This is a genomic window from Pseudocoprococcus catus (assembly GCF_019734885.1).
GTDB lineage: Bacteria > Bacillota > Clostridia > Lachnospirales > Lachnospiraceae > Coprococcus_A > Coprococcus_A catus.
Genome location: NZ_JAAXCM010000021.1, coordinates 179,128 through 192,849, shown reverse-complemented (window position 1 = coordinate 192,849; position 13,722 = coordinate 179,128). Strand labels below are relative to the sequence as shown.

At 44.5% G+C, this 13,722-nt stretch carries 9 protein-coding genes; 3 read left to right on the top strand and 6 right to left on the bottom strand.

Translation table 11 applies throughout. The annotated features are described in order from the left end of the window. Positions 1–9: 9 nt before the first annotated feature. From HED67_RS04900 to HED67_RS04875, 6 genes are all read right to left on the bottom strand, one after another. The gene (locus HED67_RS04900) at positions 10–2,193 is read right to left on the bottom strand and encodes an MATE family efflux transporter (protein ID WP_221717693.1); all 2,184 of its coding nucleotides are present in this window, start codon (positions 2,191–2,193) and stop codon (positions 10–12) included. Positions 2,194–2,327: 134 nt separating this feature from the next. Continuing rightward, complete coding sequence (mfd, locus tag HED67_RS04895) at positions 2,328–5,867, bottom strand: transcription-repair coupling factor (protein ID WP_221717692.1); 3,540 nt, start codon at positions 5,865–5,867, stop codon at positions 2,328–2,330. A 19-nt stretch (positions 5,868–5,886) separates the two neighbouring features. Beyond that, the gene (gene pth / locus HED67_RS04890) at positions 5,887–6,459 is read right to left on the bottom strand and encodes an aminoacyl-tRNA hydrolase (protein ID WP_221717691.1); all 573 of its coding nucleotides are present in this window, start codon (positions 6,457–6,459) and stop codon (positions 5,887–5,889) included. A gap of 295 nt (positions 6,460–6,754) precedes the next feature. Further along, the gene (gene spoVG / locus HED67_RS04885; RefSeq protein ID WP_178441365.1) at positions 6,755–7,027 is read right to left on the bottom strand and encodes a septation regulator SpoVG; all 273 of its coding nucleotides are present in this window, start codon (positions 7,025–7,027) and stop codon (positions 6,755–6,757) included. Positions 7,028–7,091: 64 nt separating this feature from the next. Further along, the gene (gene glgD, locus HED67_RS04880) at positions 7,092–8,216 is read right to left on the bottom strand and encodes a glucose-1-phosphate adenylyltransferase subunit GlgD (protein ID WP_178441366.1); all 1,125 of its coding nucleotides are present in this window, start codon (positions 8,214–8,216) and stop codon (positions 7,092–7,094) included. Further along, a complete protein-coding gene (locus HED67_RS04875) occupies positions 8,216–9,487 on the bottom strand; it encodes a glucose-1-phosphate adenylyltransferase (RefSeq protein ID WP_178441367.1) in 1,272 nt (423 codons plus the stop codon). The genes glgD and HED67_RS04875 overlap by 1 nt, the downstream gene beginning before the upstream one ends. 345 nt (positions 9,488–9,832) lie before the next feature. Here HED67_RS04875 and murC point away from each other — a divergent pair, with 345 nt between their 5' ends. The 3 genes from murC to HED67_RS04860 all read left to right on the top strand — a co-directional run bounded on the left by murC (position 9,833) and on the right by HED67_RS04860 (position 13,644). After that, the gene (gene murC / locus HED67_RS04870) at positions 9,833–11,209 is read left to right on the top strand and encodes a UDP-N-acetylmuramate--L-alanine ligase (RefSeq protein WP_221717690.1); all 1,377 of its coding nucleotides are present in this window, start codon (positions 9,833–9,835) and stop codon (positions 11,207–11,209) included. Between the two features lie 297 nt (positions 11,210–11,506). Continuing rightward, positions 11,507–12,640, top strand: coding sequence for a DnaD domain protein (locus HED67_RS04865; RefSeq protein ID WP_221717689.1), 1,134 nt, complete (start codon positions 11,507–11,509; stop codon positions 12,638–12,640). A gap of 14 nt (positions 12,641–12,654) precedes the next feature. After that, complete coding sequence (locus HED67_RS04860; protein WP_221717688.1) at positions 12,655–13,644, top strand: ATP-binding protein; 990 nt, start codon at positions 12,655–12,657, stop codon at positions 13,642–13,644. Positions 13,645–13,722: the final 78 nt, after the last annotated feature.

Below are 13,722 nucleotides of genomic sequence, written 5' to 3'. Positions count from 1 at the left end.
TTCTGCTGCTTATTCAGCAGCGTCAATCATCATGCCGACTTTCAGTACGCCATTGTCAAGGGTAACAACGAAACGTCCTGCATTGGCTTCAACAATCTTTCTTGCATTGTCAAAGCTGTTGTCACCGGCTGCTGCCATCTGAGCTTCTGATAACTTCTCTTCCGCTACAGGAATCTTGACAATGTAGACAACCTTGCCGTCCTGTCTGTAAACTTCCACATAAGCTCTTGCATTGTCTGCTGTGAAACGCTCAATCTGTGTAAAGATATCTGTAATGATCATCTTCAGGCTATTGCGGTCAATATCGATAATCACCGGTTTCTCCGGTGCACGTACTGTAACACCCACACCTCTGATCTTCAATGCTGATCTAAATTCCTTACGGACATCCTTGTTGAGTTGAACGAAATTAACTCTGCCTTCATCAACAGCATCCAAAACCGGCTGCTGTATAACTGCCTGTTCACTGACATTCTCTGACAACTCTGCATCCGCCTTCTCCTCTTCCACAGGCTTTGCAACCAGGGTCTCTCCCGTCGGTGTCTCATCATCAGCCGGAACCTCAATACGGTGGATGCTGTCTGTTCCCGGTTCATGAATATCCGGTGTCAGGCCCGAAGCACGAAGAGCCTTCTCTACATCCTCTACAGAAAGGATTTCTGTCTTCTGAGAAGCATTCACACGTTCACTGCCAAATCCCGGTACAGAAGTCTGAATATTCATCACTGTCTCTTCCTGAAGAATATCCTTCGAAGGCTCATTAGAAGACTGCTGTTTCTCTGCTTCCGCAATGGCCTTACCAAGATCCAGTGCTTCCCAATCCATTGTCTCACCCTGTACAGGCTCTTTATGAATATCTGAATGTTCACCTTCTCCTGCACTCTTAGCTGCATTCACATCCGCTGTATCAGAATCACTCTCTATTTCTTCCTCATCTTCATCACTGCCGCCATTATGTACAAGCAGTGCCAGAAGTTCAATAATAAAAACAACTGGTGCAGCAATAAACATAATTGGAATACCCTTAACAGTATACTGTCTCAGGAAAATAACACCATATATCAATCCGCCGTTGATGGCAATCAGAACAATCGCTCCGACGATCACATTCAATGGAGACGGCAGTTTGCCGATACCGTGTGCAATACCGCCTACAATCGTTCCGATGATAGAACATCTCAGCAGACGTCCTGCTTTGATACGTCTGACAATACTGAAATAAGAACGAATGATCCAGCCATAGGTCACAACCGCAAGTCCGGCTGCACCATAGCGGTACATATCACCATCCATCTTCAGCAATCTGCGGATCACCATCACAAGTGCCGCTGCCACTGCAATCATCACAACCAGTGCAATTTCAGTAAAGACCTTGTCCCACCATGTCAGGCAGACGCCGTCATAACCACGTTTCATACCCGTTGACATGATACAGAAAATCAGACAGATAACAAAGATCACCGCTGCAATAATGCCGATAAATCTTGCCATGCCAAAATACTCACCCATCTTCTCAAAAGACTGTTCTGCCTTATAGAAGGAATCCTGCTGAGCAAGTTCATTGTCAACAGCTGAATAGATAATATATTTGTTACTTGCTGCTGCAAGCTTCTCGGTCCACTCATCTTTGTTCAGCAGCTTACCCGCGATAGGACTCTGAACAGTTGTCTGTCCATCAGTATTGGACAAAGCAACGTAATGATTGCTTCCTTCAATACGTTCCTTGGCATCATCACCGCTTGCTGCGATACGATACTTATCACTGTCAAGAATCATAAATGAGAAATTAGAATCCTTACCCATATAATTCTCTACCAGTGTTGTCAGCAATTCTTCATTGCCAGCCTGCGTCACAGAGGGATCGGCCTCCATCGCCTGAACAAGCTGAAGCAGCTGATCCATGCTTTTATTATATTCTTCTGCAAAACTTCTGCTGTCAAAGAAATCTGTGCTGTAGCTGCCGCCCGCATATCGGTCGTCCACATATGCGTAAGCCACATATGCGGATACCAATGCAACCAGACAGGATATCATAAGCAGGAATCGCATGATCACCTTCAACGGCAGGCTCTTCACTGCTGACCATTCTTCATCTGCTGCTGTACTTGCAGTTGAATCATCCTCAGACTGAGTCTCAGAAGCTTCCACTTCTTCCACATCATCCCAGAAATCATTTTTTTTCTTTCTAGCCATTCTGTCCTTCTCCTTACCTGATTTTGTATAATGAACCACTAATTATTCGGCATCTTAACTGCCGGGATTCATCTATATCATAATGATTTATTGTACACCATTCGAGGCTTTGAATCAATCCCCGAACTGTTTTTTTATGATTCTATTTCCCGATGGCAGAGTATCCGCAGCATATTTTCCACCAGTTGTTTTTCTTCCATCAGAAGTTCATGTTCCTTAAATCCCTTCATATCAATTAGAAAATACGGATTTTTTGCCGTTGATTTAAACTTCATTCTTTTGCCGTATACCGCCAGAAAATCCGGTATGGCAGCCACATCCACATCCGCACGCTCATGCATATAAATTCTCGTTTCTTTTTCCTTATGCACCAGCTGCACCACGCCTGCCGCATGGGCTTCAGCCCGAATCAGAGCCACCAGCAAAAGATTGGCTGCCGGTTTCGGAAGTTCACCAAAACGGTCAATCAGTTCATCCAGCATTTCCCCATATTCTTCTACATTCTGTATTGAAGCGATCCTCTTATACATATCCAGTTTCTGGAATTCATTCTTAATATAAGAAACCGGAATAAAGGCATCAATGTCAATATCCACAGATGTCTCAAAGTCTTCCTGGATTTTTTCTCCTTTTGCCTCCATAACCGCCCGATTGAGCATCTTACAATAAAGATCGTACCCAACTGCCTCCATATGGCCGCTCTGTTTTTCTCCGAGAAGACTACCTGCACCGCGAATCTCCAGATCACGCATGGCAATCCGGTAACCGGAACCCAGTTCTGTAAATTCCCTGATAGCGGACAGACGTTTTTCTGCCACTTCTTTTAACAGTTTGTCCCGTTTATACATCAAAAAGGCATAAGATGTTCTATTTGACCTTCCCACACGGCCTCTGAGCTGATACAGCTGTGAAAGCCCAAGATTATCCGCATCATGGATAATCATAGTATTGGCATTGGAAATGTCGAGGCCGGTTTCTATGATCGTTGTTGAAACGAGAACATCAATTTCACCGTTAATAAACTGATACATGATTTTCTCCAGTTCACGCTCACTCATCTGTCCATGGGCATAAGCGACAACTGCATCCGGCACCAGCTCTGCAAGATTTGCGGCAATTTCCTCAATGCCATTGACTCTGTTATACACATAATAAACCTGTCCGCCCCTTGCCATTTCTCTTAATATCGCCTCCCTGACCATCTCATCATTATATTCCATGACGTATGTCTGGATCGGCTGACGATCCACAGGTGCTTCTTCCAGAAGGCTCATATCACGGATGCCGATCAGACTCATATGCATCGTTCTCGGAATCGGCGTAGCCGTCAATGTCAGGACATCTACATTTTCCTTGATTTTTTTGATTTTCTCCTTGTGCGTCACACCAAAACGCTGTTCTTCATCTACCACCAGCAATCCCAGATTCTTGAATTCCACATCTTTGGACAATAACCGATGTGTACCAATGATAATATCCACACGTCCGGCCTTCAGATCCTCCAGAGTCTTTTTCTGTTCAGCTCTTGTTCTGAACCTTGACAGCAGACCAATATTTATCGGATACTCTTTCATACGCTGACAAAATGTATTGTAATGCTGCTGGGCCAAAATCGTTGTAGGTACAAGCACCGCACACTGACGGCCTTCCTGAACCATCTTAAAAGCTGCCCGGATCGCCACTTCTGTTTTGCCGAAGCCCACATCTCCGCAGACCAGACGATCCATGATTTTCGTGCTCTCCATATCCCGCTTGGCAGCCGCTATGGCATCCAGCTGATCCTGGGTCTCCTCGTAAGGAAACATTTCCTCAAACTCCCTCTGCCAGACAGTATCCGGTCCGCAGACGTATCCTTCTGCTTCCTGACGTGCCGCATACAGTTTCACCAGATCCATCGCCAACTCTTTGACAGCGCCTTTGACCTTCGTCTTTGTCCTTGTCCACTCCGGCCCGCTCATCTTATTGACCTTGACCTGTTTGGTGTCCTTATCTGCATATTTCTGAATCATATCAAGGTTAGTTGCCAGAATGTACAGGCTTCCGCCTCCGCCATATTCAATCTTGATATAATCTTTGGACACCCCGTCAACTTCAACATTCTCTATACCACGATAAATGCCGACACCATGTCCTTCATGAACAACATAATCACCTACAGACAACTCTTTGAAACTCCGGACACGCTCGCTATCCGATGATGACTGGCGACGCTTCCGGCGCTTCTTCTTGTCCTCACCAAACATATCCGACTCTGCGATAATCGCAAACTTGATCATCGGATACTGGATTCCTTTGTGCAGGCTGCCATGAATGATCATAATTTCACCAGGCTCCGGCACTCTATCCCTGTCATCTGAATAAAATGCTGTCAGGTCATACTCCGCCAGATCTTTTACAAGACGCCGTCCTCTCGTCTCCGAACGGCAGACGAGAATCAACCGGTAGCCGCTGTTTTTCCACCCAGTCAGTTCTTTCACCAACAGCTGAAAATCTCCGCGATACGTATGCATACTGCTGGCCATCATGCTGTATTTATTCTTTACCGCAATATGTGCTGACTTATAGGAAAGCGTACTGAGTAAGACCGTCCGCTGGCTGCCCATCTGTGCCAGAATTTTGCGGCACTCATAAATGGCATCTGTCTGTCCCGGCAGCACATATCCTTTCTCCAGTCTACCCATCATACTTTCCCGGTATTCTGTTGTTACTGCCTCGCCCTTTTCTGCCGCACGGGCCGGTTCATCCAGAACGATCAGACTGTCATCCCTGTCAAAATAGCTCAGGAAGGAAACCGTATGTCCGTAAAAATACTGTACCAGACTGTCTATCCCGGAAGATGCACTGCTGATTTCAAGATTCTCTTTTAATTCAGCAATGACCTGTGTCAGCCGCGTGGCTGTCTCATAATTTTGACCATCCTTCAGCCGCTTCACCTGCCGCTTCATATCCTGATCAATCATTTTCAGTCCTCTATCACGAACAGCAGCACTCATAACATATTCCGTGGCCGGATAGATGATGACTTTATCCACCTGCTCGATGGAGCGCTGACTTTCTGCATCAAAACTTCGTATCGAATCGATTTCATCGCCCCAAAGCTCCAGGCGATAAGGACATTCATCTGCCAGATTATATATATCAAGGATACCGCCTCTGACCGCAAACTGTCCCGGACTTTCTACCTGACTGACTCGCTCAAACCCCATGGCTGTCAGCTCTCTGCTCAATGCTTCCAACGGAAGTACATCTTCCGCCCTAAAAATCAGACGATTTTTTGCAATCTCTTCCAAAGGAAGCAGTCTGTCAAAAAGTCCATCTATGGTAGTGATCACCGTCACCGGTTCGCCTTCCAGCATTCGCTTGATAACAGCCATTCTCTGGCTGACGATCAGATTACCGTGAATGTCCGCATTGTAGAAAATAATATCTTTGGCCGGATAGTAAAAAACATTCCGGTCAAAGAATTGATAATCCGCATATATTTCTTTTGCCTTGATTTCGTTATAAGTCACAATCAGCTTCACTGGATAAGGTTCACCGATACTGCTGATGAGATGGCATTTCTGCGAATCGATACAGCCGTCTATATGAATCGGCGTCCGATGTCCGGCCAGATCGCTGACAATCTGCTCATATTCACTTAAATCATGCAACGGCTGTGTAAATGCTTTCATCCCTGGCTCCTTTCATTTATCAGGCTTTTTTCTTCGTATTGTAACGATTCATAGCCCCTCTGACATCATCTGTCACCATCAGCTTGACAGCATCCGCTGCCTCCTTCTGTGCCTCATCAATTATCTTTCTGTCCTCAGCACTGTAACGTCCCAGCACATAATCGGCCAGATCCCATCCCTTTGGCTTTTCTCCGACGCCGACTTTAATTCGCGGAAATACTTCTGTTCCAAGATGCAAAATAATATTCTTGATACCATTATGTCCGCCGGCACTGCCTTTTTCACGGATTCTTAACTGACCGACCTCCAAACTGATATCATCATAGATAACAATGATATTCTCCGAAGGTATCTTGTAATAATCTGCCAATTCTCTGACACTTTCCCCGCTGAGATTCATAAATGTCTGGGGCTTCGCCAAAATAACTTTCTCACCTTCAATATAACCGCTGCCGTAAAGTGCTTTGTGTTTCTTTTCCTCCACCCGGATCTGATTCTCTGCGGCAATCCTGTCAATTGTCTCAAATCCCACATTGTGTCTTGTTCCTTCATACTGTTTTGTTGGATTGCCCAACCCTACGATCAAATGCATATATTTTCTCCATATTCTGTATTTTATTGATAGCCGGAATCTTCTGATCCCTGCTTTTATTTTTCTCAAAACTTCCTTCTATACTATAAAAGTTTTGCTTTTCTTTGTCAACTTACATCTGTTTTGCAGAGGAAGTCATTCTTCTGTGCAACAGTCCGTCACTTATATGCTTACATCAAAACAGGCCCCAAAAGAAGCTTGACCGGTCATTGACACCTGTGTCAAATTACTTCTTCTGAAGCCTGCTATTCAATCAATAAGAGCTGCCGGATGATGTCTCCGGATCTTCAGTCCCTTATTCCTGTTCTGTTTCCAGTGCAGCTTCCTCGTACTTCTCAAGGATCTCACGCTGAATCCGCTCACGTGTATCCGAATTGATCGGATGTGCGATATCTCTGTACTCGCCATCTGCAGCCTTACGGCTCGGCATTGCAATGAAAAGGCCTTTTTCCCCATCAATCACCTTGATATCATGAACAACAAATTCATTGTCAATGGTAATCGAAACCACCGCTTTCATCTTTCCTTCCTTCGTCACCTTGCGGACTCTTACGTCTGTAATCTGCATATGTATACCCCCATTATTCTGATACTCCCGCAGCTGATCATGTCCTGCAGCTGCCTTTTAATTATCAGATTATATATCTCTCGTTTTCTTCAACAACGATCTTAATCTCGCCGTCTTCACCCCTGTAAGTTTCATTCGCACGAATTGTTCCACGACTTTCCACAATACAGTTCTCAATGATCGTATTGTCCCCTATATAAACGTCATTGAGTATGATAGAATTTCTGATCACACAATTATTCCCCACATATACCTTGCGGAACAGAAGTGAATTCTCAACCTTGCCATTGATAATACAGCCGCTGGCTGCCAGGCTGTTCTTCATAGACGCCCCCGGATTATACTTGGCCGGCGGCAAATCTTCAACTTTGGAATAAATACTGTCATAACCACCAAAGAAATAATCTCTCACATCCTTCTTAAGAAAATCCATATTCGTCTTGTAATAGGATGCAACAGTTGCAATGTTGTTCCAGTAGCCCGGAACTTTATAGCCGTAGATCTTCTTTGTCTCACGATATCTAACAAGAATATCCTGTACAAAATCATATCTTTCTTCAGCATTCGCCTTCTCCAAAAGTCCAATGAGCAATCTTCTTCTGATAATATAAATACCTGTTGAAACCGTCATATTGTCTGTGATAACCGGTTTCTCCTCAAAACCAAGGACACGGCCATCGGTATCCATCTGCATCACACCAAAACGTGTCGGATCATCCTGACCTGCTGCCAGTTTTGTATAGCCCACTGTAATATCTGCTTTCTTATTGATATGATATTCCAGCATCTTATTGAAATCAATCTTGTAAACACAATCACCGGATGTAATGATCACATAAGGTTCATGACTTTCCCGAAGGAAATCAATATTCTGATACATCGCATCTGCTGTACCTCTGTACCAGGAATTATTCTCAGTTGTCATAGTTGGTGTCAGGACAAAAAGTCCGCCCTGCTTACGTCCGAAATCCCACCACTTGGAGGAATTCAGATGCTGATTCAGTGAACGTGCATTAAACTGTGTGCATACAGCGACCTTCTGTATATGAGAGTTCGACATATTGCTCAGTGCAAAATCTATGCTCCTGTAACTGCCCGCTATCGGCATAGCTGCAACGGCTCTCTTATTCGCCAGTATATCCATCCTGCTGCTGTTTCCGCCTGCTAAAACAATACCAATCGCTCTCATTACATCTCACCTGCCTTAATAATAACCTGTCCGCTGGCCAGCAGTCCGTCCGGATAATCCTCCGGTACAGTCTCACCGACAATCGCTGTGTTCTTACCGATTTGTACATGATCCGGAATGACAGATTTCTCTGCAATTGTCACAAGATCAAAGGCGTAAACCTTCGGATTGTAAACATTCGGAGCAAATTCTCCGATGCCCAGACGACAGTCCTTACCTACCTGTACGGACTCTGCAATAATTGCCTTGTCCACAGTTGTACCGTTGCCGATCACCGTTCCCTGCATCACAATAGAATCATGAACAACAGCTCCTTCTTCGATGATAACGCCTGCTCCGATGACACTGTTCTTCACTTCTCCGTAAATCTCCGCTCCTTCTCCGATGATACATCTGTCTACAACAGCCTTCTCACCAAAATACTGCGGTTTAATCATATCATTGTTCGTATAAATCTTCCAGAATTCCTCGTAAAGATTAAATTCAGGAATAATATCGATCAGTTCCATATTCGCCTGCCAGTAGGAACCAAGGGTACCAACATCCTTCCAGTAACCATTAAATTCATAGGCATAGCAATTATGTGTATTGTTATGTACATAAGGGATCACATGCATACCGAAATCACACCCCGGCTGATCCTTCAATGCGATCAAAGCCTCTCTCAGTATCGGCCAATTGAAAATATAAATACCCATGGAGGCCAGATTGCTGCTTGGCTTCGGTGGTTTCTCCTCGAAATCCTTGATATTGCCATTGTCATCGGCAATCACAACACCAAAACGGCTGGCTTCTGCCCAAGGTACAGGCATGCAGGCGATTGTTACATCTGCGCCCTTCGCCTTGTGATAATCCAGCATCACCTCATAATCCATCTTGTAAATATGGTCACCGCCAAGAATCAGCACATACTCCGGATTGTACTTCTCAATATATTCCATATTCTGGTAAATAGCATTGGCTGTTCCTGTATACCAGTCTGAGCTCTCACTCTTCTCATATGGCGGTAGTAGAGTCACACCGCCGTAATTGCGGTCCAGATCCCAAGGAATACCAATGCCGATATGGCTGTTCAGCCGTAAATGTCTATACTGTGTCAGGACACCCACTGTATCTACACCAGAATTGATACAATTGCTCAACGGAAAATCAATAATACGGTACTTGCCGCCAAAAGCAACCGCCGGTTTTGCCACATTCGCAGTCAGGACACCCAGTCTGCTGCCCTGCCCTCCGGCAAGAAGCATGGCTATCATTTCTTTCTTAATCACGCTATCACCTCTGTTGTTATTTGTGAACTTATTATACCACTATTTATATAAAAAGTGAACAGTATTTACTAATTTATTTACGACAAAAAAAGAAAATATATGCAATCCTCATAGCATCAGTTGCTTTTAGGCAACCTTTTTCTGACAATTTCCAACAATTTTTACATAGTTTTTTTGTATACAATACATAATTTACATTTTCATAATTTTCATTTGATTTTTCATTAAATGCGGTTATAATAGCAATAGGTAACTGCACAGATATAAACGCCCCGTAAATTGACGTCTATTTTCGGCCGTTACACACCCTTTAACAATATTATTTTATAGATAGGAAGGATTCTGATGTATCAAATCAATTTCAATAAACCAGTCAAAATTCACTTTATGGGAATCGGCGGCATCAGCATGAGCGGTCTTGCAGAAATTCTGCATGCCAAAGGCTTTACTGTTGTCGGCTCCGATGCCCATGAATCTGCCATTACAGATCACCTGGAATCTCTTGGTATCCAAATTACCTATGGCCAGCGTGCCGAGAATATCACACCTGATATCGATGTGGTTGTTTATACCGCTGCGATCCATCCTGATAACCCTGAATTTGCCGCTGCCAAAGCAGCCGGTATCCCGATGATGGACCGCGCCGACCTGCTTGGCCAGATTATGACCAATTATGCCAACGCCATCGCCGTTTCCGGTACCCACGGCAAGACGACAACAACCTCTATGCTGTCTCATATTCTTCTGGCTGCTGATACAGACCCCACTATTAGTGTGGGCGGTATTCTGAAAGCAATCCACGGCAATATCCGCGTGGGTCATTCCGACAATTTCATTACAGAAGCCTGCGAATATACCAACAGCTTCCTGAAGTTCAATCCAAGTCTTGAGATCATCCTTAATATAGAAGAAGACCATCTGGATTTCTTTAAAGATATCAATGACATCCGTCATTCCTTCAGGAAGTTTGCAGAAAAACTGGATGAGAAGGGTATCCTCATTATCAACGGTGAAATCAACAACGTCACTGAGATTACTGAAGGTCTGCCATGCCACATCATCACTTATGGTCTGAAACCGGCATGTGATTACACTGCTGAGAATATTGCTTTCGACGAATTTGCCAAAGGCAGTTTTGACCTGATAGCTTACGGTGAGAAGATCGACCACATCCAGCTGAATGTTGCCGGTATTCACAATGTATCCAATGCCCTGGCTGCCATTGCCGCCGCAAGAGAATTACATATCCCTATGGATATCATCAAAAAAGGACTCATGGCTTTCGAAGGAACTGACCGCCGTTTTGAATATAAAGGACAATTCAACGGCGTCACTGTCATTGATGACTATGCACATCATCCCACAGAGATCAAAGCCACACTGACTGCGGCACAGAAGTATCCGCATCGCCAGATCTGGTGTGTCTTCCAGCCGCATACTTACACACGTACCAAGGCTTTCTTCCACGAATTTGCTGATGCTCTTTCATTGGCTGATAAAATTGTTCTGGCAGATATCTATGCTGCCCGTGAAACTGATCCGGGTGACATCCATTCAAAGGATATCCAGAAGCTTCTCCTTGAAAAAGGCAAAGAAGCCTACTATTTTCCATCCTTTGAAGAGATTGAAAAATTTTTGCGTGAAAAATGTATCAACGGCGACCTGTTGATAACTATGGGAGCCGGAGACGTTGTTTTAGTAGGAGAAGCGCTCATTAAATAAAGTTATCCACAATATCCACCGATTTATCAACAAAAATCCTTGATAACTCCGGTGGATATTTTTGTTTACATAATTGTCCCCAAACCTTTATTTATTTTTCGCCTAAACACCGCATTTTACGGGCTTTTTCGACATTTCAAAAATAAAACTTCAGGAGACTATCCACCAGTTATCCACTTTATCCACAATTTTCTCCACAAAACTATCCACATTGCTTCACAAAGTCCCTCTATTCTCAAATTTTACGCTTTATGTTATACTATTCATAATTAATATTACTTCCCCGGAGGTGGGTTTATGCCGAAACCTATTACATTATCTGCAAGTTATTCCGATGACGCTACCATCATACCGAATGCTTTTTTTGATCACTATCTGCCGCGGGCCAATGGAGAATTTCTGAAAATTTATCTTTATCTCCTGCGCTGGCTTTCACAGCCGGATCATGCCCTCTCTTTAAGCGGTATCGCTGATATATTTTTTATGACAGAGAATGATGTGACCCGTGCACTGAAGTACTGGGAATCAGAAGGCCTTCTGCGTCTTTCCTTTGACCGTGACGGCAGCATTGCCAGTATCTGCCTCAATTCCATCCCCCCATCAGACTCCCGGGCATCTTCCTCTGCAGTTAATTCTGAGCATATCGCTGTACCAGCTGTCTCCCATCAGTCCGGCAGCAGTCAGAACAGCAATTTAACGACAGCCACTCCTGCTTCAGACAACCGACAGCCCCATTCTGCCCAGGAACTCCATCACTTTTCCGAGAGTGATGATGGTGCCCAGCTGATTTTTATCATTCAGCAGTATCTTGGCCGTCCGCTGAGTCCCACGGATCTGAATACGATCTATTATTTCTACGATGAACTCGGTTTCTCCAGAGATCTCATAGAATATCTTTTTGAATATTGTGTATCCAACGGCCATACCCATATGCGCTACATAGAGAAAGTCGCTTTATCCTGGGCAGATCTGCATATCACCACAGCGGATGAAGCACGTGCTCAGAGCGAGACCCATCAGAAAGCCTGCTTTGCAGTTTTGAAAGCCTTTGGTCTTGGCGGACGCATGCCTGCCGCCGGAGAAGCGGAATATATCAATAAGTGGACACGCACTTACGGTTTCAGTATCGATCTTATCCTTGAGGCCTGCCGCCGAACCATGATGGCCGTCCATACACCAAGTTTTGAATACACCGATAAGATCCTCAGCAACTGGAAATCCCTGGGTGCCTATACAATGACCGAAGTACTGGCTGCTGACAAAGCGCGCAGCGCCCAGAAGGCCTCTTCCCCTGTCAAACGGCCGATGACTGTCAAGCAGTCCCGCCCATCTTCCAACAAGTTTCATAACTTCAATCAGCGCAGCTACGATTATGCTGCTCTTGAGAAGAAACTGGCTGCGAAGATCCAAAACGGTTCCGCCGATAAATAAAAGGAGACATCAGTATGAACTTAAAGAATTCTCAATATCAGGCCATCATGCGTCAATATGATCTCCGCCAGATGGAACACCGCCATCAGCAGACGCTGCGCTATGAAGAGCTCTGCAATAAGCTTCCCGCTTATCGTAACCTTGAAGATCAGATTGCCGCCCTTTACGCTGACAGAGCACGTGCCGCAGTTCTTGGACAGGCCGTCCAGCTGCAGGATATGCTGCAGCAGATTCAGACACTTCAGCATCAGCAGAGGATTCTCATGACCCAGGCCGGTTATCCGTCCGACTACCTGGCATTAACCTATACCTGCCCGGACTGTCATGACACCGGCTTCATCGGCGACGAAAAGTGTCACTGCTTCAAACAGGCTATGGTCGATCTGCTTTACCGTCAATCCAATATTCATGAAGTTCTTGAACGCGAGAATTTTGATACCTTCGATATCCGCTATTATTCTGACGCCAAAAACCGCAATCTCGGTATCAGTCCCCGTGAGAATATGCAGGCAGTTTTAAATACCTGCCATGATTTTATTGACCATTTTGATGAACAGGCCCGCAATCTTCTTTTTTATGGAGACACAGGTGTCGGCAAGACATTTTTGACCAATTGCGTTGCCCGTGAACTGCTCAACACATCCCACACTGTTATTTATCTCACCGCCTTCCATCTGGTAGATATCCTTCAGAACAATACCTTCGGGAATGATGATATGGATGACAGCGATGAGAATATGTTTCATTATATCCTTGACTGTGATTTGCTGATCATCGATGATCTTGGAACTGAACTGAACAATGCCTTTGTTACTTCACAGCTTTTTCTGTGTATCAACGAACGGCTTCTTGCCAGGAAATCCACGATTATTTCTACCAATTTATCTCTGGATGAATTACAGAACGAATATAGTGAAAGAATATTTTCCAGACTGATCAGCAATTATGAGATTATGCTGATCCTGGGTGACGATATCCGAATTAAAAAGGCAATTTCCGACTAAGACGCCTTGACATCCTATGACGGATACGTTATAAATAAAGTGGACGACAATGTCGATTTTTGTTTGATTAAGTTAACA

Bases quoted from the DNA above. Each gene is read 5' to 3' on its own strand.
- HED67_RS04900 (WP_221717693.1), bottom strand. From the start codon at position 2,193: ATGGCTAGAAAGAAAAAAAATGATTTCTGGGATGATGTGGAAGAAGTG.
- mfd (WP_221717692.1), bottom strand. From the start codon at position 5,867: ATGAAAGCATTTACACAGCCGTTGCATGATTTAAGTGAATATGAGCAG.
- pth (WP_221717691.1), bottom strand. From the start codon at position 6,459: ATGCATTTGATCGTAGGGTTGGGCAATCCAACAAAACAGTATGAAGGA.
- spoVG (WP_178441365.1), bottom strand. From the start codon at position 7,027: ATGCAGATTACAGACGTAAGAGTCCGCAAGGTGACGAAGGAAGGAAAG.
- glgD (WP_178441366.1), bottom strand. From the start codon at position 8,216: ATGAGAGCGATTGGTATTGTTTTAGCAGGCGGAAACAGCAGCAGGATG.
- murC (WP_221717690.1), top strand. From the start codon at position 9,833: ATGTATCAAATCAATTTCAATAAACCAGTCAAAATTCACTTTATGGGA.
- HED67_RS04865 (WP_221717689.1), top strand. From the start codon at position 11,507: ATGCCGAAACCTATTACATTATCTGCAAGTTATTCCGATGACGCTACC.
- HED67_RS04860 (WP_221717688.1), top strand. From the start codon at position 12,655: ATGAACTTAAAGAATTCTCAATATCAGGCCATCATGCGTCAATATGAT.